Origin of the sequence: Segetibacter koreensis DSM 18137 (assembly GCF_000374045.1) — a bacterium.
Lineage (GTDB): Bacteria > Bacteroidota > Bacteroidia > Chitinophagales > Chitinophagaceae > Segetibacter > Segetibacter koreensis.
Genome location: NZ_KB893330.1, coordinates 68,221 through 89,845, shown reverse-complemented (window position 1 = coordinate 89,845; position 21,625 = coordinate 68,221). Strand labels below are relative to the sequence as shown.

Here is a 21,625-nt window from a genome sequence, read left to right as displayed (position 1 = left end):
TAGAGTGCCAATAACTATAAAAATTTCGAAAACAAAACATGGCGTAGATGGAATTTCATTTTGTGCTGAAGATCAAAGTCCTGGACGTAAAATGCGTATTCACAAACATCTGAATAATGATGAACTTATTTTTATTCAAAAAGGTGAAGGTACACTTACTTTGGATGAGCAGACTATTCAAGTAAAGACTGGTNATGTTGCATTCGTTCCAAGAGGGACATGGCACGGTCTTGACAATACCGGGAAAGAAAATCTGCTGATGATTTTTCAGTATTCACCGGCGGGATTTGAAGAATATTTTATAGAGAATGGCACGTTAGTAGGAATGCCTGTAAAAGAAAAAACTGAGGAAGAATATGCAATTACTGAAAAAAAATATGGAATGGTTTATAAAGAACCGAATACCAGCAAATAGCACGAACGCACAACAGGGAGTTATTTGCTATGCTGGTTGAAGAATATATACTCATCGACTTATCGATAATCAGTTACAGTTCGGGCTGAATTAAAAAAGTCTAGCATTCAGAATACAACATCACCTTTAATAACTTTACTCAGCTGGTTCCGGGCTGACAAACCACAGAATATCAGCACGCAGAAAGCCAATTGCCTTTGTATGCCACCTTATCGGACACCTTATCGGACACCTTATGAAATTCATACAATCGTCAGACAAGCCTTATTTCTTTATTGAAGAGGCTTGGCTAAATCACAGATTGCCCTTAAAACACGGCGAATGTCGTTGGCAACCTTAAAGACATCCATCTTACCAACTTCTTTTGGCGCATTTGCTTTCAAAGAGGAAGAGCGGCAGCCATATCCGCCACAGCCCGAAAAGGTGGCGGTCATCATCTGGAACATGGTAGTAGGAGGTATTTCTTACAATCCGTCCACCATCTACGGGTTCCTCAAGCAGAAAAGAAAAAGAAAGTTGCAGGAAATGAAAACTAATCACTACGTTTAATCTTACGCATGAACTGGGCCTAACTTGCAGCTCGTTGTAAAACGTCAGTCGCAATTGTAAAACGACAGTAATAAATCATAGACACAATAAAAAATAGAAATGTATGAGGAAATTAATTTCATTTATGCACATATCGCTTGATGGTTTTGTTGCAGGACCGAACGGAGAAATGAACTGGATTAAAGTTGATGAAGAAATTTTTGATCATGTTGGCGAACGGATAAGCAAAACTGATACTGCATTATATGGACGAGTAACCTATGAGATGATGCAAAATTACTGGCCTAATGCTGGAGACGAACCTGGAGCATCCAAACACGACGTCGAACATTCAAAGTGGTATAACAAGGCTCATAAACTTGTTTTATCAAAAACAATGAAAGGTGCAAGTTTGGCGGATACAACAATTATCAGCGACAACCTTTCAAACGAAATAAATGAAATAAAACAAGGGGAAGGGAGTGAGATCCTGGTTTTCGGTAGCCCGACAGCAACACATTCACTTATTCAACTGAACTTAATTGACGGCTACTGGCTATTTGTTAATCCAATTATTCTTGGGCGGGGCATTCCATTGTTTGCAGACGTCAAAGACAAAATAAAACTCAATCTATTGACAATACGACAATTTACTTCCGGGGTAACTGAACTGAATTACACAGCGGACAGACAATAACAACAAACTACTAATATCGGTTTGGCGGTATCGCGCCTGAAGTGCTTCTATGAAACTTTGTGCGAAAACGAAGATTTGGAGTTCTATTGAACTTTAGTGCTAAAAATCAGTCGCATCAAACAAACCCTTATCCGCTGTGCGTTAATGCTGATAAAGCTGTAGAGTTAAATTACACTCTGCCTTGATTAACGGCACCTAACTTTGATTTAAGGAATAATAACAAACACTTCTAATCATCACAGTATGAAATTACTTTACAGGACTATCTTACTTAGCACATTGAGCATTTTTTGCATAATAAACAGCGTTTGGGCTCAAAGAAAAAGTGAGGCCGGAAATTTGCTAAGACACATAGTGGTTGTAACGTTTAAGCCAGGAACGTCTGATGAACAGATGCAAGCGATTGACAATTCTTTTAAGAATCTTGCAAAATTAAATATGGTAAGGGGCTTTGAATGGGGCATTGGTTCGGAGGAACGTGATACATCACATGTTAAACATATTTACATGATAGCTTTTGCAAATAAAAAAGATGAAGCAAGCTATGGTGCTTCTCCTCAGCACCAAACGCATATCAAACTTGCGGCAGATTACATTGAAAGTGTCAGTGCTACCGATTATTTCGTTAATAAATAGTCCTGCATACAAGCACGAACGCACAACATCTGAAAAATGTGTTTTCAACAAACTATTTCTGTTGAGCAACAGCAAGCAAGTGAAACGAAACACCCAATTGCCCTGCCTTCAGAAGCGGTCAACCGTAAGTTGCAACCCTAATCACATTACAATATAAGACTGCATTTGTATGATTTGGTAAATACATCTGATGTCAATATTTAATTAATAATATACTTTCAAACAAAAACGATAAAACAATGGAACAGCGAATAAATATGTTGACACTTAGCATGAACGACTTGAAAAAATCGAAAAAAGGCTTCGCTGGGAACATAACTACTACGCACTGCGAAACTCGTTTTTCAAAACATCATCAATCTATTACCACACTTCACTGAACTAGATTCTATAAAATCTTCTATAAAAAGGCAATGGCAGGAGACTTTATTGATTTCGCGCTTAGAATTAAAAGCTAATTCTTTCTCTTTCTAAGTAAGGACAAGGGGCACAAGTGCCTATTGCGTTTCAATCATGTTCAAATTTTGAACAGGAAATATATAAAAGTAGAAAGTAAATTTGAACGAATATTGGCCCAATAAAGAACACGCCTAGCGATGATTTGATGAGAAATTTTAAAGTGAGTGAGATACGATGAAGTATAATGACAAGGCAGTAATGAAGGCGGTTGCAATATGTTACGAACCCTGTCTTACGCCAGAAGAAGCTATGATTTATTGTAACCTGGGTCGTACTCAGCTCGCGAAAAAATGTGAGGAGTATGGCATCTTCAAAAATAACAACGGATACTACAAAAGGGAAGAGCTTGATCTTATATTGTCAGCAGCACCTACTGAATACATACGGAGACACGATAAAGAAGCTTAAACTATAACCGAGGGAGCTTCTTAATGGCTTCTTTAGACGGCATGTTCATGAGCTTTATATAATCATCTTCCGTCAAAATCTCTTTTATCTGTTTGTTTTTGTTGGACTTAGCCACTACATCTTCTGATGAGTTGTTTCTAAAGTATCCATCTTTTTTTGCGGCTTTTAAAACCCTTTTAAAACGCATGAAGTAATTAGCAGGAGTTTCTCCATTATATTTTTTTAGTAGGTAGTCTCGAAAACCTTCGCATAAGTTTTCTGTAATATCAATAGCCGAGATGAAATCCTTTTTTAGATATGTTTTAAAAGCAGCAAGACTAGTTTCTAAATGTCGATTACCAGCTTTTCGATTCAATTTGATGTATTCAGAATAGTAGTCTAGAAAATTAGTTTTTATTTTATGTTGAGGCGTGTAGCCTGAATTTATTGCTTGACCGCCAGTATAAGTTGTGACAGCTTGCTTTGAAGAATGATAAAAGCCTCTTTATTGTGATTTTTTCTACCTGATTTTTCGGCTTCACCCATGTAAATACCCGGTTGATTTTCTTTGTCCTGTAGATCTTCCCCATTCAAGGGAATACCACACTTTTTGCTTATCCCGTGATACTTTTTGAATTATGTTTACATTCATAAAACAAATATATAAAAATGTGGGTCAATCTGGTAGTCAAAAGTTTGTCAGAAAAAACGGGAAAAGCGGGAAAACAGAGAAAAAAAGCGGACGACTTAAAATGATAAACCCTTGTAAATCAATAGTAATTAATGAAGTACAAGGGTTATAAAGTGCCCGGGACTGGAATCGAACCAGCACATCCTTGCGAACGGCAGATTTTGAGTCTGCTGCGTCTACCAATTCCGCCACCCGGGCTTTAAATCATCCTTTCTTATTTCAACAAACCACATGATGAAAATATGATTACATTGAATTAGGGCTGCAATATTAATGCATCATATCATAGCAGCCAAAATCCTGTTCAGATATTTTTTCTTGAAATAATATTCTTTCACCTTAAGCAGTTCTTTATTTGTTGTTTTGCCTTCTTCATATCCTTCGACAATATCCTTTACCGGTGCATAGATATCTTTTTGCTGATTTTCAATTATTTTTTTTATTGCTGCTATTGCTGCCGGATCTTCTCCCATTTTTGACTCAGTTAACAGCTCATTCAGTTCCATCATCTCCATTAAAAAGTCTGAGGACAACTGGTACTTCTCTTCGTCTTCCAACAATTCTTTCAATTGCAAAACATATTTGATTGTTTCATCTTTATTTTGAAAAACTTTATAGGCTTTGTTTATCTCTGACGATATTTCAAGGGAGTCTGCTTGCTCAAATTCATTTTCGTTTGTATAAAAATCCGGATGATACTTCCGGCTAAGCTCATAAAATTTTTGCTTTACCTGCTGCATATCAGGTATAAAAGAAACAGGTAAATTGTATAATTCAAAATAGTTCATCATTTCAATTTTAGTAACCGGAAGCGCTAAAGGTAAAATTTAACCTCTTTTACTTTTCAAAATCCAAATAGTAATTATATGAAAATGATGTTTTTGCTCCGTTACGTATTTTATAGATTAGTACTGTACTTTATTTATTATTGCTTTATTTTTTTTCTTAAACCATATATACACTGGCACTCCTGTAAGCATGAGAACCACTCCAATTGCTGCCTCACGCGGACGGGAAAAAATGGTATTGACTATAAGGACCGCGCAAAACAAAATTACAATAGCAGGCACAAGAGGATATCCCCATACCTTATATGGACGCGGGGCATCGGGCATTTTTCTGCGCAGTATAAAAACACCTAATGTAGTAGCTCCGTAATAAATAAAAACGGCAAAAATAATCATATCTGTAAGCTGGTCGAAAGTACCCGAAAGTACCAGCAAGCAAGCCCATACACATTGAAACAGTAATGAATTAGCAGGAGTATGAGCATCATTTAACGTAGCAACCTTTTTAAAAAACAGTCCTTCTCTAGCCATTGCAAAATATGTGCGACAGCTGACCAATATGGTCGCATTGGTACAGCCGAGTGTTGTAATAAGAATAAGAACAGATATAAATAAAGCGCCTTTTTGTCCCCAGAAACTTCGTACAGCTTCCACTGCAGCTATCTTGTTTCCTGAATGGTATATTTCTTCAAGAGCAGGTATAGATAATACGGACAGGTAGGTTGCATTTACCAGCATATATAACCCTAGAATTATAAATACGCCGAGCGAAATTCCCTTTGGAATATTCTTTTTAGGATCTTTGATTTCTCCACCTACATAACCTACAGATGCCCATCCCTGGTAACCCCAGAAAGCGGCAAGCATAGCAGTAAATACCGCACTAATTGTAACAGGCGAATTATTTGTCGTACTCATATCAAAACTGTGGCTTACATTAAGATGTCCCGAGCCGACAGCTCCCCCAACTATAATTAAGATGCCGCCAAATACTAAAAGCAATATAGCCGTGCTAACTCCTGCGCCCGTTTTTATACCTTTGGTATTTATCCAGGTAAGAATGATTATAAGTATAATAGCAGTAAGCTTTACATTAAAATCTGCAAAAGGGTAGAAGATGCCGCCTATGCTGAATGTTGCTAATGAAGGTAGCAAAGGGGGAACTGAAACAATGCTGTTAAACGATTGTGCAAAAACGTAAGCCAAAGAAGAAATACCTGCTGTTTGTATCACTGCAAATAAAGACCAACCAAAAAGAAAAGCAAAAAAGCGATTATAAATTTTTTTATAATAAGCGTATTCTCCACCAGTATCGGCAAGTAAGCCCGCTACCTCGGCGTTGCTTAAAGCGCCAAATAAAGTAATAATGCCGCCAAGAATCCAACAGACTAATACCCATCCTGATGAATGTAATTCAGCTGCCATTGGAGCAACTTTTTTGTATACCCCCGAGCCAATTATATTTCCTACAACAACCACAATTACTAACCGCAGTCCCAGTGATCTGTTTAATTGAGAAGTACTCATAGGCTCTAGCTAAAATTTATTCGATAAAAGTAATGTGAAAGTAGAGAATACAGGTACGTTATTAAGACAAGTATTTTTCAAAATGCTTATTGATCTGCTACAGATGTTATACGTTTTCCTGTAGATGAATCGTATTTCTTCCGTTAAATTCATGATAAACAAAAAAACAGCCTGTTTGCTGGCTGTTTTTTCCTGGGCGGGAATACTAAATTATTGGAATAAAATCTTTTAAAAATAACTCTTCTTCAAGTTTACCATATGGTAAACTAAATACCGACCATAAATTACTTGTTTCCTATTACCAATTTAACTTCATCATTTTTTGTATTTGAACTTATTTTTAAAAAATACACACCTCGCGGTAATGAAAGTTTTGAAATATCATAATTTGCCTCTGATGCTCCCTGATATATTTTTTTATTGCCAAGATGATAACTTCGTCCTGTTTGATCTGTAATTATAAAATTAAAATTTCCCTTGTAGGTAAGTGGGAGTCTTATATTCAAATTCCCCTGAACAGGATTAGGATAAACAATGGGCTTTCTTATTCTTTGCGTACTACCTTGCTGAGGTTGAACAACAGTTTGTTCTGAAGACAGAAGAACATCTTTACTTACAAGGGTTCCTTTATATGTTCTGGTAGAAAAATTTCCACCTGTATAATAAATGTTGCTGTCTATTACTGCAGCCAAGCCCGCAGATTTGTCTCAGGTAAGGGGGGAAGCTCAGTCCAGCTATCAGTTGCCGGTGAATAAGCAGAGACAAGTTTGCTCCTTACATTGTGAGACGTTTCACCTCCCAACACAAGTATCCTCGATCCTATGACAGCTACTGAAGAAGAAATATGATCGCGTGCTACAGGCATATCGGCGGCAGCCGTCCAGGTATCAGTGTCCGAATGGTACACCTCTACAGTTTTCTGGGTAATAGCATTATCATCCTGGTTATGCGCCCCTCCTATAAAATATATTTTTCCATTATAAACAGCAGAACCGGGGTGATTACGGGGATTGTTAAGCGGAGCTAACGCAACCCAACCCGCAGATAGATTATTCAGATCTAAAGCATAATGAACTCCTACATCTTCTCTCAACAAATTTGCCCCACCCATATAATGTATTTTCCCACCTAAGTACTGCAGCTGCCCTGCAGCTAAAGGCTCGGGCAAGTCAGGAAGTTTAGAATAAGTATCAGTAGAGACGTCGTACTTCCAGGCCTCTTTTGTCCCAAACAACTGGCCGGTACCATCAGAATTGGAGGTGTAACCGCTGCAAAATAAATATCAGTTCCGTCAGTCGCAAGACCTACATGCGTGATGCCACCAAAGCCAGCACCATTCGGAGTATGTGGTAAATCAGCAATAGGACTCCAGGTATCTGCTGCAGGATCATACACATAAGAACGTTTGGTAGGAGTATATGTAGGTTGCTTATTTTTATCGTAGCCACCAAAAATGTATAATTTACCTTTTACAACTTCTCCGTGTACTTCATGCGTTGCGACCGGTTCGCCTGCAACTGTACTCCACGAAATGCTATCGTTTCCGTTTTGTGCTGTTACAGGAAAATAAATAATTGTAAGAATGAAAATGGTAAAAGCAAACTTAAGAGCTACCTCGGATTGATATCCTAAAAATCGGTAGTAAAATTTTTTCACAATAAGATTTGTTTAGTAATTTTTAATTTTTACAGAAATAATGTTAAAACAAAGCCTATACCATTATTAAAAAAAATTAGACTATTTTAAGAAACAACAGACTATTATAAGGATTGATTGCAAAAACAGAGAACTAAATACTGCTTCTTTTACTTTAATCTCCGGGTAAAATCTTCTTAGTACTTTTTTTTAAAGGGTTGGAAAATGGTTTTAGCCATAATTAATATAAAAGGTTATGAATTGAAGACTTAATCAACAAATGTTCGATAATCAAAAAAAATTTTATAAATAGTAAGTAAGCGTTTTTTAACTTCTACTAATTTCAGAAAAACTGTTATTTTTTTGCTTGAGATAGGCTAATAATAATAACCCTGGTACCGGATAATAATGTACTAAAGTTTCAAAAGGAATATACTACAACAAAAAATTCTCTTATTTTCTTGCATTTTAATAAATAAAATATAATTTTAGATATTGCTATTTTTAGAATAATCTTGAGTGCATTATTACAGATAATAGTGGCTAATTTTCTTTCCAGTCTTCTATATTTAATACGAAAAGTGCCTGCTTTGTTCGTGAACAAATACTATTGAGGTTATCAGCAAACAACAGGTAGAGTTATCTTCATAACACGATCGCAATCGTAAGGATTAAGCTGTTGTACAAACTTAATATACAGTTTACGGTTTAACACTAACCATATGAAAAAGATTATTTTACTTATTTTTTTGTTTTTTTCTTTATCTGCAATCACCTACTCCCAACACACTGGTCAGCTTGACTCTACTTTTGCAAACAACGGAATGGTTAAGATTGATACAAACTCTTTTTCGTGCACTGCAATTCAAAGTGATGGAAAAATAGTTGTAGCAGGATTGGCTTTTGACCGCTATAATGCCGATGGAAGTATTGACAATACTTTTAAAAACCATAAGGTGGATTTTAATATTACTTCAATAGCTATTCAAAGCGATGGAAGAATAGTGGTTGCCGGCTCTGCCATTGCGCGCTATAATACAGATGGCAGTCTTGACAATACTTTTTCAGGAGATGGTAAGCAAACTTCTGATTTCAATATTACTTCAATGGCTATCCAGCCTAATGGAAAAATTGTGGTTGGTGGTGCTGCGGTTGCCCGCTACAATAAAGATGGAAGTTTGGATAATACGTTTAATGGAAATGGAATTAAGTCCACCGGCGTTGCAGTAGCTTCAATAGCCGTTCAAAAAGATAATAAGATTGTAGTAGCAGGCACTATTTTTAATGCGTTAAGCCTTAATGATTTTGCGGTTGTGCGCTGTAATAGCGATGGCAGCCTGGATACCAGTTTCTCGAATGACGGAATACAAACCACTAACTTTTATTATGAACATGAGTTTTTTACTGATAACGCCGATGATAAGGTAAGCTCAGTAACAATACAAAACGATGGAAAAATTGTTGTAGCGGGTGGAAGTTGGGGAGGTACGGAGAGACAGTATAACCCTGAGTTTAGTTTTTCTCTTGTTCGGTATAATACCGATGGTAGTCTCGATGTAAAACAAAGAGCAAATTTCGGAGATTTTTTTGGGCCAACTACTACGGCCAAATCAGTTGTTATTGAAAACAATGGAAAAATAATAATTGCAGGTTACGTAGCTGAAAGGTTTGCCTTTGCCCGGTTTAAAGCAGATGGAAGTGTAGATGAAACTTTTGGTAATAAGGGAGTACTGAAAACATCAGTAAGTGAAGACGCGAGTGACGTATCTATTTTGAACTCTGTCGCTTATGATTCTTTAGATGACAAATTATACGTTGTTGGTTATATTGGTAAGATACTTTCAAATCCTCCTTACGAAGATTTAGTGCCCACTTATGGTCTTTTTGCCCGTTATTTACTTAACAATGAAAATAGTAATCAAACTCTGAATGTAAGCCTAAGCATTCCCGGCAATATTATCAAATATGCTTCGCCTGCAAGAATCAAACTCAATGATCTTGCGACAGATAAAAATAGCACTGTAACCAAAGTGCGGTTTTATAATGGCACTACCTTACTACATACTGAAACTGAATTTCCTTACGGTTTTCTTTGGGAGGATGTACCAGTTGGAAATTATATACTTACCGCTAAAGCCTACAATAAAAGTGGTAATGTAGCTACATCAAACAATATAACGGTGTCAGTAGTTGACCAAAATGTACCCCCTGTTGTAAGTATTGTAAACCCGGTAACTGATACAACATATGCCGGACCCGCTACCATTCATTTGGAGGCTAACGCAAAAGATGCAAATGACAGAATAAGCAAAGTAGAATTTTATAATGGAAAAACATTGCTAAGAGCAGAATATATATACCCATATACTTACTCATGGACAAACATTGAACCTGGGGCCTATACAATAACTGCTATTGCTACAGATGATAAAGGCCTTTCAGCAACATCTGCACCTGTAACCATAACAGTCGCAAATGCAACAATTGTAAATAGCCGGCCTCTTGAAAATACCAATATAAATTATCCTGTGAGTTTGAAACTGACTCCTAACCCGACAAGCAATTCTTTGCAGATTTTTACAAATGGCTTGCGGCAAAATACGTCTACAACAATTTCTATTATTTCCATCGCAGGAGTTGCAGAGAAAACTATCCATACAAATGCTTCAAATAATATTCTTCTTGATGTTTCTTCATTGCATAGCGGAGTTTATACTATTAAAATTATAAATGGAGATAAAACGGTGTATAAGCAATTTATAAAATTGTAAGTCTGGTAAAGTTCACCCGTTTATAAACGCGTAAGCCTTACCGAGCATTACGCAAAGGTGTCGAATACATAAATGTAACCAAGAGCCATACAATACAAAAAAGTAATGGCTCTTTTTATTTTTATTGTAAAAAATGTAAAGGAAAAAGAGTAACAATAAGTTTGTCTGCAGCGTGCACAAGTCGATAATTGAAACCAAAAATTGCTATTGCATTTCAAAATATAATGATCTATCTTTAATAGTGCTATCTTGATTTATAATATATAATGAGATAGAAACAGTTCCATTCCTCCAATCCTCATTTTTATTTGACGTTTTAAACAACTCATTATTCAATTTATGAAATTGCTATTAGCAATGCTGTGTCGTTGCTTGATTCCGAGTCTGCACTTCTGTGTACAACTTCCAATCCGCTCTTTAAACTAATAATATTCTTAATATATGAAAAACTTTATTTTACTAATTACCCTATGTAGTTGTTGTCTGCACATTGTCTATTCTCAGCCGGGAAAACTTGACTCTTCATTTGGAGGAAAAGGTTGGGTAAATGAAGATTTTATAAAAATTAATTATTATTATGAAAGTGCATTGCAAATCTTGCCACAAAAAAATGGTTGTTATCTTTTGGTAATAGGTGGATTGAATGGTGGGCCTAATGCGTTATCTCGCTTTCGTTCTGATGGAACGTTAGATCGCGGTTTCGGCAAAGAAGGTTATTTATTTATTACTTATATGCAAATAACAAAAGTAGCGGAACAAATTAACGGTAAAATTATAGTGGCCGGTACCTCAAATAACAGTAATAGCAGTGATAGTTACAACCTTGCCCGTTATAATGCCGATGGAAGCCCGGATAGTACTTTCAGTAATGATGGGAGGGAAAACACCAGCTTTGAGATTACTTGTATCGCTGTAGAAAACAATGGAAAGATTGTAGTAGCAGGAGGAAACGATCATTTTATTGTTGCGCGTTATAATAGCGATGGCTCCCCTGATGTTACTTTTAATCTTGATGGCAAATTAACCCTTGATTTTAATGGTGGTCCGGATAAAATTTATTTTATTGGAGTACAAAGGGGCGGTAAACTTATTGTTGGAGCTTCCATTTTTATACCCCTTATTTGTGATAGATGTGATCCTGAAGACGGAAGTACTGAGTTTATTTTAATGCGATTAAACATCAACGGCACAACGGACCTTAGATTTGGAAAAAAAGGTAAAAAAATTATTTCCGGAGGAGTTCTGTCAATGCAAAATGATGGAAAAATAATGGAGGTAAGTACCGGCGGAATTGGCATTGCTCTTACACGTTATAAAATCGATGGTTCAGTTGATCTCAGTTTTAATAAAAATGCGTCTCACCAGGTAAGTTTTGAAAATGGCCTTTTCCCTTCTTCTGTTGCCTTTCAGAGAGACGGAAAAATTCTTATTACAGGATCAACGGGAGGAGATCGTCCTGAAAATAGCCGGGACTTTGCTCTCATGCGATATAACAAAGATGGTACTTTAGATAGTAGTTTTAATGAAGATGGAAAACTTACTACTGATTTTGGATTTAATGATTTTGCGAATTCTGTGGCAGTAGAAAGTAATGGAAAAATAATTGTTGCAGGCGGAACGACCGGCACAAACAACTGGGACTTTGCCCTTGCCAGATATAACAGCGATGGGTCTTTGGATAAAAGTTTTTATAGAGGCGGAAAAGAAGTTGGATATGTTCCTGTGGGGATAGGGTCTTTAAATAGTATCGCAGTTCAAAGTGATGGAAAGAAAGTGGTAGCAGGCGTCAGTTTTGACAGCCTCAGTCGTGAAAACTTTTTCATTTCCCGGCACACTATGGATGGAAGCCCGGACGAAACATTTAGCGGCGATGGTAAACAAATTACAGATTTTGGGTATAGCTACTCTATTTTAAGTTCGTTAGCTCTTCAAAATGATGGAAAAATAGTTGTAGCAGGTACTGTTTTTCATACCGGCTATCCCAATTCTGATAACAGCTATTTTGCTATTGCCAGGTACAATATCGATGGAAACCCCGACAGCACATTTAGCGGTGATGGAAAACAAATTACAAACTTTGGTAAGAGTTACCTGTTCGCAAGTACTTCTTCACTAACGATTCAGGATGATGGAAAAATACTGGTAGCGGGCGCTGTTACAGATACCGTGTGGAATACAAGTTTTGCAGTCGCTCGTTATAATACTGATGGCAGCCTTGATAATACTTTCGGTATTAATGGAAAACAAACAACATCCTTTGGTTCTGATTTTGATGTTGCCTTCTCAATAGCTCTTCAACGAAATCATAAAATAGTAATAGCAGGTCATGCAGTTATTAATAGTAACCTTGATTTTGCTGTTGCAAGGTATAACCAGGATGGAAGGCTGGATAAGACCTTTGGTAATGATGGAAAACAAACTACTGACTTTGCTTCTACAAATGATTATGTTAACTCAGTTGCCATTCAAAACGATGGAAAGATTATAGTAGGAGGCAGTATTTATATAAGCGATGAGGATTATAACTTTTCGCTTGCCAGGTATAACAGTGACGGATCCTTAGATAATAAATTTGGTAATAATGGAAAATTAACTACAGATTTCGGTTACAATGATGGCATAAGGACCGTAAGAATCGAGGCAGATGGAAAAATAGTTGTTGCAGGATCAAGTTATAATGGTAAGGAATTAAAAGGGAATGACATTGCAATTGCCAGGTACAATAGTAATGGGTCGTTAGATAGTGGTTTTGGTTTAAATGGAAAGTTGACAACTGACTTTGGTAGTTATGAGCGCGCTGATGCTTCTGTGATATTTAATAATACGCTTTATGTAACCGGCAATAATATAATTGCAGCTTATAATCTTACAGGTGTAAGTAATGTAGCTCCAATTGTACATCTCTCAGTTTTAGATGGCATTGTAAAGTATGCCAGCCCTGCAAGAATTAAACTCAATGTTATGGCAACTGACAAAGATGGCAGAATAATTAAGGTAGAGTTTTACAATGGCAAGGCTTTGTTGCATACAGAAAATATGTCTTCATATGGTTTCTTATGGAAGGATGTACATGTCGGGAATTATACACTTACCGCTAAAGCTTTTGATAACAGTGGCAATGTAACTACATCTAATAGTATCAATATATCTGTAGTAGAAGAAAATGTTCCGCCAGTTGTAAGTATTGTAAATCCGGTTGGTGGTACAACTTATACATCGCCGGCGACCATTCACTTAAAAGCCAAAACAAGAGATGCAAATGATAAAATAAGCAAAGTGGAGTTTTTTAATGGAACAATGTTGATAAAAACAGAATACATTTATCCATATACTTACGACTGGATGGAGGTGCAACCTGGCACATATACCCTTACCGCAAAAGCTACTGATGACAAAGGCCTTTCAACAACATCTCTTCCTGTTATAGTAACCGTTGCTGACCCGACCCATGGCGTTGTAGAAAGCAAACCGACTTCGATAAAACAAACTGATGTAAATAAAATCTTAGGTGTGAAGCTTAGTCCTAATCCTGTAAATAAGACGCTGCTCATTTCTGCAAATACTTTTCAAAGTAATAATCGGGTAACAATATCTGTAATATCTGCTTCAGGAATTGTAATAAAAAATGTCTCATCAAATATTCTAAATCAAAAAATTTTATTGGATGTCTCATCGCTGCAACGCGGGGTGTACACTATAAAGATTATGAGCGGAGATATGGTCATTTGTAAGAAAATAGTAAAGTTGTAAGCATACTATAGCTTTTAAACCAGGTAAATTTTCTTGCTATTAATATAAATGCACATTGCTGAAGAATTGTAAGCCGGTGATACACAGTAGAAAGTTATATAAAGAGGGTTTTAGCTTAAACTTTTACGAATATCTTTTCTTAAAAACAGATGGATTTTCGCCTGTTATTTTTTTAAATAGTTTATTAAAATAAGAAAGACTTTCAAAGCCTACTTCATAGCAAGCTTCTGAAACACTTATCTCCTGCAAAAGCAACGTTTTTGCCTGGGTAATTCTGTATTGGTTAACAAAATCAGTAAAAGTCATATTGGTTTGCTTTTTAAAATAACGGCAAAATGCAGCTGTACTTAAATGAACACTTAAAGCAACTTTATTGACGTCTGGCGTTTCGTTATAGTTTGCGTGAATGTATTTGTATATAGAGCCCATTCTTATTTTGTCATTCAAAAACAACTTTATACTGGTGTCCTGCTCATTCAACCGAATTACTTCGTCAGAAGTTGCCATTATCTGAAATATTTCTAATAAGCACAATAATTGTTCAAAATGACTTAAGTCTTGCATATCCTTTAGCTTTTTTACTACTTCCATTTTCGTTTCACCACTAAATGATAATCCAAGATATGCTTTCTCAAAAAGGTGTTGTATTGCTTCAAATTCCGGAGTTTCCTTAAAAGCATCTCCTAAAAAGTTCTCCTTTAGCTGCACTACAATTTGCCGGTACTCGGTTTTTAGCCCGTAATCAAAATTTAAATGAGGAACATTTGGTCCTATAAGTACCAAATCACTTCCCATAAAACTTGATATATTTTGACCTACGTGTCGTATTCCATTTATTGCTTCAACATACACCAATTCATATTCGGGATGGTAATGCCAGAAAAAATAATTTTTTAGTCTGGGAGTAAAGAGTTTGAAAGATTGTCCGGGGTCGGGCAGTACTATTTCCTTTTTAATTTTCACTGCATCATTTTCTATAAAAATACAATTTAAGAAGAAAAAGGAGTAAAAATGTCAATACAGAGCAAATATTGGTCATTATTGATAACAGAGAGGCCTCGGCCAATTATGAACTTTGCTTTATTAAATTACAAATAAAATTGTTATATGGAAAAGACAATGGCACCTGCCATGCCTCTGACAAATGCACACAAAGACATTCCTGGCAATCCTTCTACTGCAAAAAGCAGCAAAGTGAAACTGAATGACCGAAGCAATGGAAAACCGCTTGAGGTATTATCTGAAGAAGACTGGCAATTCTGGATTACAAATGGCTACATAGTTATCAAAGATGCTGTTCCAAAAGAGCAGGTGAAACGGTTGGCTGACTTTCTTTGGGAGTTTGAAGATAAAGACCCCAACAATCCTGAAACATGGTATGCGCCGCCCAGGGCAGAAATGAAAATGAAAGAATTAACTAATACCGGAATGGTCGAAGTGTACAATCATCAATACTTGTGGGATAACCGCCAGTATCCAAAAGTACACCAGGCCTTTACTGATATATGGGGGACAGAAAAGTTATGGGTAACCATTGACAGGGCAAACCTAAATCTGCCTATACGTCCCGGGTATGAATACAAAGGATTTATTCACTGGGATTATGACCCCGAAACAAAGCCCCAAAATGTACAAGGTGTGTTGGCGCTTGCAGACCAAAATGATGAAAACATGGGCGGTTTTCAATGTGTACCTGAATTATACAGAACATACGATACCTGGAAATTGACACAACCTGAAAATCGCGACCATTTTAAACCAGATGTAACAGGATTTGAAATAGTGAAAGTAAAAATGAATGCAGGAGATTTATTAATATTCAACAGCACACAACCTCATGGTATCAGGCCAAACAAAAGTGGTGATAAAGTGCGTCTGGCTCAATATATTTCTATGATGCCGACAGAGGAAGAAAATGAAGAGCTGCGTCAATGGAGAATTGCATCCTGGAAAGAAAGACGGGCTCCGGAAGGCTATGCTTTTCCCGGTGACCCCAGAGGCTGGGAACAAACAAAATATAAAACAGCAGAATTATCACCTTTAGGCAGAAAATTGCTCGGGCTAGATAAGTGGTAAAATGCATCTTTTTTATAAAAAATAAAATTTAATGAACAGCAATGGTAATAACTGTTGCTGCTTATAACTTGTAAACCTGCTTATATGTGCGTAAACGTTATTAGGAGTAAATCCGGCATTGATTGCAGTAATCGGTGTCTCACTTGTAAAAACAAAATGACTGCTTTATTAAAAGACGAAGTGAGCTTTCACCTTAGCAACGATAATAAACAATTTGCAGATGAAAAATTGACCTTACAAAATAATAACAACCAGGGAAAGAATTATAAACTAAAAAATGTCAAAGAAGGCAATCATTTTTGATTTAGATAACACCATTTATTCCGTCCATTCAATAGGAGATAAGTTGTTTGCAACTTTATTTCAACTTATAATAGAAAGTGGCAAGCATGACAACGATATTGACGCTATTAAAGATGATATTATGAGAAAGCCTTTCCAGGTTGTCGCGGCCCATTACAGCTTCAGTGACGAGCTAACACAAAAAGGTATTGATTTGCTGAAGAACCTGACATACCGGGGACCAATCAAGCCATTTAGCGATTACCAGGAAGTAAAGCATTTGCCTGCAGAAAAGTTTTTAGTTACTACAGGTTTTTTAAAATTGCAACAAAGCAAGATAGAGCGAATGGGAATAGAAAAAGACTTTAAAGAAATTCATATTGTTGACCCCGCAACATCAGGTAAAACAAAAAAGGATGTATTTGCAGACGTCTTGAAAAGAAATAAATATAATTTTTCAGAAGTGTTAGTGGTAGGAGATGACCCACATTCAGAAATAAAAGCTGCAAAGGAATTGGGAATTGAAGCGGTACTTTATGATAAAAATAATTATCAACCAGCCACTACTTCGGTTAAGAAGATTGTAGATTTTAAAGAATTAAGGGTCTTTTTTTAGTGTAACCAACTTCTGTACCTTTATTAGACATCGTTGTGTCACTCCCTTGTACAATTAGTTTTATATTCAACATATAACTCTCTTAAAAAGTATTATCTTCAAACAATATAGCAAAAGGATTATTTGCTATAATAATGTTTAATAATCGCGCTGATTTTCAACATAAATAAAGTTATATGGAAGCTGTAAATAGAAACCTGGTAAAATGGTTTTTCTTTATGTTGGCAACTTTATTAATATCTCTTGATGTACCGGCCCAGAATAACGAGCGAGACAAAAAATGGTGGAAAGAAGCTGTTGTATATCAAATATATCCCAGAAGTTTTAAGGACAGCGACGGTGATGGTGTTGGAGACTTAAAAGGCATTATCTCCAAATTAGATTATATAAAAAGTCTCGGTATCGATGCTGTCTGGCTTAATCCAATTTATTCTTCCCCTAATGATGATAACGGTTATGACATCAGCGATTATCGAAATATTATGAAGGAATTTGGAACTATGGAAGATTTTGATTCAATGCTGAAGGGCATGCATCAACGTAACATAAAGCTGGTTATGGATTTGGTGGTTAACCATAGTAGCGATGAGCATGAATGGTTTAAGCATTCAAGGAGTTCAAGAACCAGTCCTTACCGGAATTATTACCACTGGTGGAACGCGGAAAGGGGAAAGCCAGCTCCGAGATATAGTTTATTCGATGTAAATCACGATGCCTGGAAGTACGATTCTATGACCAGGGCCTATTACCTGCATTATTTTTCGCGAAAGCAGCCAGACTTAAACTGGGAAAATCCACAGGTGCGCAAAGAAGTGTATGATATTATGAAGTTCTGGGCAGATAAAGGTATTGATGGTTTTAGGCTCGATGCTTTTCAATTTGCAGCAAAAGACACCACTTTTCCAGCTTTTCCAGCAGGTTACGAAAAAAACTTCGTAAAGTATTATGCCATGGGCCCACACTTACACGATTACCTGAAGGAAATGAACCAGCAAGTGTTTAGTAAATATGATGTAATGAGCGTGGCGGAAGGTGCAGGAAATACATTTGAAGATGCGCACAACCTGGTAGATGCGGAACGTAAAGAATTAAATATGGCGTATGCCTTTGAAGGTGTTGATGTTGCAAAGCCAGAAGGATACAGCCTTTTGCATTTTAAAGAAGTATTCAGCCGATGGGACAGCGCTTTTGCAGAGAAAGGATGGTTGTCAATTTTTCTTGCCAATCATGACCAGGCAAGATTAGTTAGCAGGTTTGGAAATGACAGTCCTGCCTTCAGAGATTTGTCTTCGAAAATGCTTACAACCTTTATTATGACTATGCGTGGTACGCCGTATTATTACAATGGAGATGAATTGGGCATGACCAATGCTGGATTTGAAAAAATTGAAGACTACAGGGATATGCCAACACTTAATGAATACCAGCATCAAAAAGATATTGGTGGAGACATACATCAATTTCTGGAGCGGATAAAATTTGAATGCAGGGATAATGGCAGAACTCCCTTCCAATGGGATAATACAACCAATGCAGGTTTTACAAGCGGCACACCTTGGATAAAAGTAAATGCAAATTATAAAACTATAAATGCAGAAGCACAGGAAAAAGATTCTAATTCTGTATTAAACTATTTTAAAAAGGTGGTCCGGTTACGAAAGCAAAACCCGACATTGATTTACGGGAAGTACACACTCTTAGATAAGGACAATCCAAAAGTGTATGCTTATACAAGAGAAGGGGAAGGGAAAAAGATGCTGATAGCTTTAAACTTTACAGGTGCAAATGCCATCGCAAAAGTTGGACTGAATACTGAAAAGGCAAAGATTCTTTTATCTAATTATCAAGAGGCACCTGTGCAAAAAGGAGAAAAAGCAATGATTAAATTACGACCTTTTGAGGCCGTAATTTATCAATTACCATAAAGAAAAAAGTGCGTGCTACCAATATGGTAAAGTAAGTACGCGAGCTATGCTTGAGCTCAGCAAGTAGTAGTTACTAATTTTAAATATATGACCACAAATAATTTATTGGCTCTTTGGGCAGAAGGCCGAACCCGTTTTACCAAACTTTTGGATGTGGTAACGGAAAATGATTTGCCAAAAAAACTTTTGCCTTCGCCTAACAGCATAGGGTTTCTTATCCGGCATATCGGTGATGTGGAATTGTTGTTTGCGAAAAATGTGTTTCATTTAAATGAAGTTTCCGTTCATGCAAAAACGGTAATTGCTCAAAAAGATACGGGGGAATGGACAAACCTGAATGAATTGAAAGATTATGTAAAAGGGTCTGCAACAATATTGCAGCAGGCTATCGTGAAAATGAAAGAAGAAGCATGGATACAAAACATTACTACAAAAGAATTTGGCACAAAAACGCTCGCGGAATCATTAGGTAGAATTGTTACTCATACAGCATGGCATGCGGGACAAATAGGGATTATTCTAAAATATGGCAGCTAAAAGGCTAATAAAAATATAAATCCATTTTGTGCAAAAATCAAAGGTAAATGTTATATGATGAGATTATATTAAGCACAAAATCTCCAGTCAATCAAAAAAAAAATTATTAAATGCTTATGCGCCTTAAGATTTGGTATAAAAATTTAACACCTACACAGCACCTTGTGTTTCATTTCTAATAACCTGGATTGTTTGGTTTATAGGCTCGCTGGTCGGCGACAGCATATTCTTTTTACGATCACGATCGTTGACATATCATATTTTTAATGCGACTTTGAATGCCTTTTTTATGACGTCTTTTTTCCATTGGAAAAAAGTCAAGTTGCTGTTCAAACGTGAAAATAAGCATAACGTAATAGGTAACAAAGAGTGACCAGTCATTCACACATTTAGAGGAAAATAGTACATAAGTCGCGAAGATTAACTTCTTCAAATGCTAGTAATTCACAAACGCTTTAGAGATACGCGATACAACAAAATAAAATACCAGTTCGGGTACAGGGAACAAGAAGAAAAAGGTAAGTATAGGTGATAAACGGAGGTGTTATAGACGTATTATTTTTTAGTAAGTTTAGAAGAGTAGTAGGAAGAGTGACTTGTGTGAAAGTAATAGCTACAAGTTCTATTTTCACATCTTTTATAAAACAAAGTGCAGAATGAAAACCGAATCTCTATCCCTTATCGTTTCACCCGATGTCGGGTCGGTCTCAGCTGAGTATATCATTCCCGAAAAGAGTAATTGCATAATGACTTTAGCACATGGGGCAGGAGCAGGCATGAATCATCCTTTCATGGTATCGCTGGCAAAAACACTTGCAGAAATTGGCATCGCTACACTTCGTTTTAATTTTCCATTTATTGAACACAAAAAAAGAAGACCTGACGTGCCTGCGGTCGCTCACAAAACAATAGAAGCAGCTATCTTTCATGCCCGTGAATTGTTTCCATTACTGCCCCTTTTCGTATCAGGCAAATCCTTTGGTGGCAGGATGACGTCACAGTATTTATCAATTCATCCTCACTCTTTAGTTAGAGGAATAATTTTTTACGGCTTTCCGTTGCATCCTCTAGGCAAACCCTCCGTGGAAAGAGCCGATCATTTAAAAAATGTAAAAGTTCCCATGCTATTTCTACAAGGTACACGTGATGCACTGGCTACTTTAGGCTTGATAACATCAGTGTGTTCATCACTTTCTAACGCTACATTGATAAAAATAGAAGGAGCCGACCACGCATTTAAAGCTGGAAAGCAAAATACTGTGGAGTTATTGGCTAAATCAACAGGTAAATGGATAGGAAATGCTATTGAGTGAATTTATAGCGAAATAAGATTATGGAATTTTTTTTACCATGGGTACCAGCAAAGGTGAAAGCCTGACCTCATTTCAAGCAAAAGTAAAACAAGCAAGGGTTAAGCGTTCTTCTTCTCATATTTTTTTCTTGCCTTCATAATAGCTTCAAAGTTTTCTTCAGCCCAGGAGGCTAATGATAATAGTTGCTTTAGCAGGCTTTCTCCCAAATCTGTTAAGCAATATTCTACCCGGGGCGGTATTTCCGGATAAAGCGTGCGGGAAACAATTCCATCCTCCTCCAGCGACCGGAGGGTTACGGTTAGCATCCGTTGTGAAATACCAGTAATACCTGCGCGAAGTTCATTAAAACGCATTCGCTTGTGCTGACCCAATAATAGAATAGTGTACATTGACCATTTATCTCCATAAGTAGCCATGATGTCTTTAACCGGGCAAATATTCTTTTGGCTGCAACGACCAGATAAAATGTTACCTATTCGTTCACAATCTTTATTGTTTACAGACATTTTCGTTGTTTTAACATTAATTCTTTTTTCAATAATGTAAAGTTACTTACCTTTGGTTACTAAAAGTAACTTAGTAAAGTTAAATT

21 protein-coding genes and 1 tRNA gene are annotated in these 21,625 nt (G+C 36.6%); 13 read left to right on the top strand and 9 right to left on the bottom strand.

Going from position 1 to position 21,625, the window contains the following annotated elements; genetic code table 11:
- The first annotated feature begins 91 nt into the window (after positions 1-91).
- The 5 genes from B154_RS0114930 (at position 92) to B154_RS0114905 (ending at position 3,143) form a co-directional block, all read left to right on the top strand.
- On the top strand, positions 92-415 hold the full coding sequence (locus tag B154_RS0114930) for a cupin domain-containing protein (RefSeq protein ID WP_425423115.1): 324 nt from the start codon (positions 92-94) through the stop codon (positions 413-415).
- Between the two features lie 321 nt (positions 416-736).
- Entirely contained in the window at positions 737-964 is a 228-nt protein-coding gene (locus B154_RS0114925; RefSeq protein ID WP_018615059.1) for a hypothetical protein, read from the top strand.
- A gap of 103 nt (positions 965-1,067) precedes the next feature.
- A complete protein-coding gene (locus B154_RS0114920; RefSeq protein ID WP_018615058.1) occupies positions 1,068-1,640 on the top strand; it encodes a dihydrofolate reductase family protein in 573 nt (190 codons plus the stop codon).
- 243 nt (positions 1,641-1,883) lie between these two features.
- Positions 1,884-2,276 (top strand): Dabb family protein, encoded by a 393-nt coding sequence (locus B154_RS0114915; RefSeq protein ID WP_018615057.1) that lies wholly within the window; start codon positions 1,884-1,886, stop codon positions 2,274-2,276.
- Between the two features lie 633 nt (positions 2,277-2,909).
- Positions 2,910-3,143, top strand: coding sequence for a hypothetical protein (locus B154_RS0114905; RefSeq protein WP_018615056.1), 234 nt, complete (start codon positions 2,910-2,912; stop codon positions 3,141-3,143).
- 1 nt (position 3,144) lies between these two features.
- Here B154_RS0114905 and B154_RS0114900 read toward each other — a convergent pair whose 3' ends face one another.
- The 7 genes from B154_RS0114900 to B154_RS0114860 form a co-directional block, all read right to left on the bottom strand.
- On the bottom strand, positions 3,145-3,540 hold the full coding sequence (locus tag B154_RS0114900) for a phage integrase SAM-like domain-containing protein (RefSeq protein WP_281166873.1): 396 nt from the start codon (positions 3,538-3,540) through the stop codon (positions 3,145-3,147).
- Between the two features lie 387 nt (positions 3,541-3,927).
- A tRNA-Leu gene (locus B154_RS0114885) sits at positions 3,928-4,011 on the bottom strand.
- A gap of 80 nt (positions 4,012-4,091) precedes the next feature.
- On the bottom strand, positions 4,092-4,604 hold the full coding sequence (hscB, locus tag B154_RS0114880) for a Fe-S protein assembly co-chaperone HscB (RefSeq protein ID WP_083934968.1): 513 nt from the start codon (positions 4,602-4,604) through the stop codon (positions 4,092-4,094).
- A 114-nt stretch (positions 4,605-4,718) separates the two neighbouring features.
- Entirely contained in the window at positions 4,719-6,128 is a 1,410-nt protein-coding gene (locus B154_RS0114875) for an APC family permease (protein WP_018615052.1), read from the bottom strand.
- Between the two features lie 284 nt (positions 6,129-6,412).
- Entirely contained in the window at positions 6,413-6,820 is a 408-nt protein-coding gene (locus B154_RS0114870; RefSeq protein WP_018615051.1) for a T9SS type A sorting domain-containing protein, read from the bottom strand.
- Positions 6,808-7,296, bottom strand: a complete 489-nt coding sequence (locus B154_RS0114865) for a Kelch repeat-containing protein (RefSeq protein WP_026260206.1) — start codon at positions 7,294-7,296, stop codon at positions 6,808-6,810. The genes B154_RS0114870 and B154_RS0114865 overlap by 13 nt, the downstream gene beginning before the upstream one ends.
- Positions 7,281-7,784 (bottom strand): Kelch repeat-containing protein, encoded by a 504-nt coding sequence (locus B154_RS0114860; protein ID WP_026260205.1) that lies wholly within the window; start codon positions 7,782-7,784, stop codon positions 7,281-7,283. The genes B154_RS0114865 and B154_RS0114860 overlap by 16 nt, the downstream gene beginning before the upstream one ends.
- A 701-nt stretch (positions 7,785-8,485) precedes the next feature.
- On the opposite strand from B154_RS0114860, the gene B154_RS0114855 reads away from it, so the two are divergent.
- Both B154_RS0114855 and B154_RS30775 read left to right on the top strand, forming a co-directional pair.
- On the top strand, positions 8,486-10,534 hold the full coding sequence (locus B154_RS0114855) for an Ig-like domain-containing protein (protein WP_018615050.1): 2,049 nt from the start codon (positions 8,486-8,488) through the stop codon (positions 10,532-10,534).
- Positions 10,535-10,975: 441 nt separating this feature from the next.
- On the top strand, positions 10,976-14,284 hold the full coding sequence (locus B154_RS30775) for an Ig-like domain-containing protein (protein WP_018615049.1): 3,309 nt from the start codon (positions 10,976-10,978) through the stop codon (positions 14,282-14,284).
- 123 nt (positions 14,285-14,407) lie between these two features.
- On the opposite strand, the gene B154_RS0114845 is transcribed toward B154_RS30775, so the two are convergent.
- The gene (locus B154_RS0114845) at positions 14,408-15,247 is read right to left on the bottom strand and encodes an AraC family transcriptional regulator (RefSeq protein ID WP_018615048.1); all 840 of its coding nucleotides are present in this window, start codon (positions 15,245-15,247) and stop codon (positions 14,408-14,410) included.
- A gap of 144 nt (positions 15,248-15,391) precedes the next feature.
- Here B154_RS0114845 and B154_RS0114840 point away from each other — a divergent pair, with 144 nt between their 5' ends.
- From B154_RS0114840 to B154_RS0114815, 6 genes are all read left to right on the top strand, one after another.
- On the top strand, positions 15,392-16,360 hold the full coding sequence (locus B154_RS0114840; protein WP_018615047.1) for a phytanoyl-CoA dioxygenase family protein: 969 nt from the start codon (positions 15,392-15,394) through the stop codon (positions 16,358-16,360).
- A 156-nt stretch (positions 16,361-16,516) separates the two neighbouring features.
- Positions 16,517-16,663: a hypothetical protein gene (locus B154_RS32440; protein ID WP_018615046.1), complete on the top strand. Its 147-nt coding sequence runs from the start codon at positions 16,517-16,519 to the stop codon at positions 16,661-16,663.
- Positions 16,638-17,258: an HAD family hydrolase gene (locus B154_RS0114830; protein WP_018615045.1), complete on the top strand. Its 621-nt coding sequence runs from the start codon at positions 16,638-16,640 to the stop codon at positions 17,256-17,258. The genes B154_RS32440 and B154_RS0114830 overlap by 26 nt, the downstream gene beginning before the upstream one ends.
- 176 nt (positions 17,259-17,434) lie before the next feature.
- Positions 17,435-19,183 (top strand): glycoside hydrolase family 13 protein, encoded by a 1,749-nt coding sequence (locus B154_RS0114825; RefSeq protein ID WP_018615044.1) that lies wholly within the window; start codon positions 17,435-17,437, stop codon positions 19,181-19,183.
- A gap of 87 nt (positions 19,184-19,270) precedes the next feature.
- Positions 19,271-19,720, top strand: coding sequence for a DinB family protein (locus B154_RS0114820; RefSeq protein WP_018615043.1), 450 nt, complete (start codon positions 19,271-19,273; stop codon positions 19,718-19,720).
- Between the two features lie 656 nt (positions 19,721-20,376).
- Positions 20,377-21,033, top strand: coding sequence for an alpha/beta hydrolase family protein (locus B154_RS0114815; RefSeq protein ID WP_026260203.1), 657 nt, complete (start codon positions 20,377-20,379; stop codon positions 21,031-21,033).
- 98 nt (positions 21,034-21,131) lie between these two features.
- Here B154_RS0114815 and B154_RS0114810 read toward each other — a convergent pair whose 3' ends face one another.
- The gene (locus tag B154_RS0114810; RefSeq protein ID WP_018615041.1) at positions 21,132-21,539 is read right to left on the bottom strand and encodes a winged helix-turn-helix transcriptional regulator; all 408 of its coding nucleotides are present in this window, start codon (positions 21,537-21,539) and stop codon (positions 21,132-21,134) included.
- Positions 21,540-21,625: the final 86 nt, after the last annotated feature.

Bases quoted from the DNA above. Each gene is read 5' to 3' on its own strand.
- B154_RS0114925 (WP_018615059.1), top strand. From the start codon at position 737: ATGTCGTTGGCAACCTTAAAGACATCCATCTTACCAACTTCTTTTGGC.
- B154_RS0114920 (WP_018615058.1), top strand. From the start codon at position 1,068: ATGAGGAAATTAATTTCATTTATGCACATATCGCTTGATGGTTTTGTT.
- B154_RS0114915 (WP_018615057.1), top strand. From the start codon at position 1,884: ATGAAATTACTTTACAGGACTATCTTACTTAGCACATTGAGCATTTTT.
- B154_RS0114905 (WP_018615056.1), top strand. From the start codon at position 2,910: ATGAAGTATAATGACAAGGCAGTAATGAAGGCGGTTGCAATATGTTAC.
- hscB (WP_083934968.1), bottom strand. From the start codon at position 4,604: ATGATGAACTATTTTGAATTATACAATTTACCTGTTTCTTTTATACCT.
- B154_RS0114875 (WP_018615052.1), bottom strand. From the start codon at position 6,128: ATGAGTACTTCTCAATTAAACAGATCACTGGGACTGCGGTTAGTAATT.
- B154_RS0114855 (WP_018615050.1), top strand. From the start codon at position 8,486: ATGAAAAAGATTATTTTACTTATTTTTTTGTTTTTTTCTTTATCTGCA.
- B154_RS30775 (WP_018615049.1), top strand. From the start codon at position 10,976: ATGAAAAACTTTATTTTACTAATTACCCTATGTAGTTGTTGTCTGCAC.
- B154_RS0114840 (WP_018615047.1), top strand. From the start codon at position 15,392: ATGGAAAAGACAATGGCACCTGCCATGCCTCTGACAAATGCACACAAA.
- B154_RS32440 (WP_018615046.1), top strand. From the start codon at position 16,517: ATGACTGCTTTATTAAAAGACGAAGTGAGCTTTCACCTTAGCAACGAT.
- B154_RS0114830 (WP_018615045.1), top strand. From the start codon at position 16,638: ATGTCAAAGAAGGCAATCATTTTTGATTTAGATAACACCATTTATTCC.
- B154_RS0114825 (WP_018615044.1), top strand. From the start codon at position 17,435: ATGGAAGCTGTAAATAGAAACCTGGTAAAATGGTTTTTCTTTATGTTG.
- B154_RS0114820 (WP_018615043.1), top strand. From the start codon at position 19,271: ATGACCACAAATAATTTATTGGCTCTTTGGGCAGAAGGCCGAACCCGT.
- B154_RS0114815 (WP_026260203.1), top strand. From the start codon at position 20,377: ATGAAAACCGAATCTCTATCCCTTATCGTTTCACCCGATGTCGGGTCG.
- B154_RS0114810 (WP_018615041.1), bottom strand. From the start codon at position 21,539: ATGTCTGTAAACAATAAAGATTGTGAACGAATAGGTAACATTTTATCT.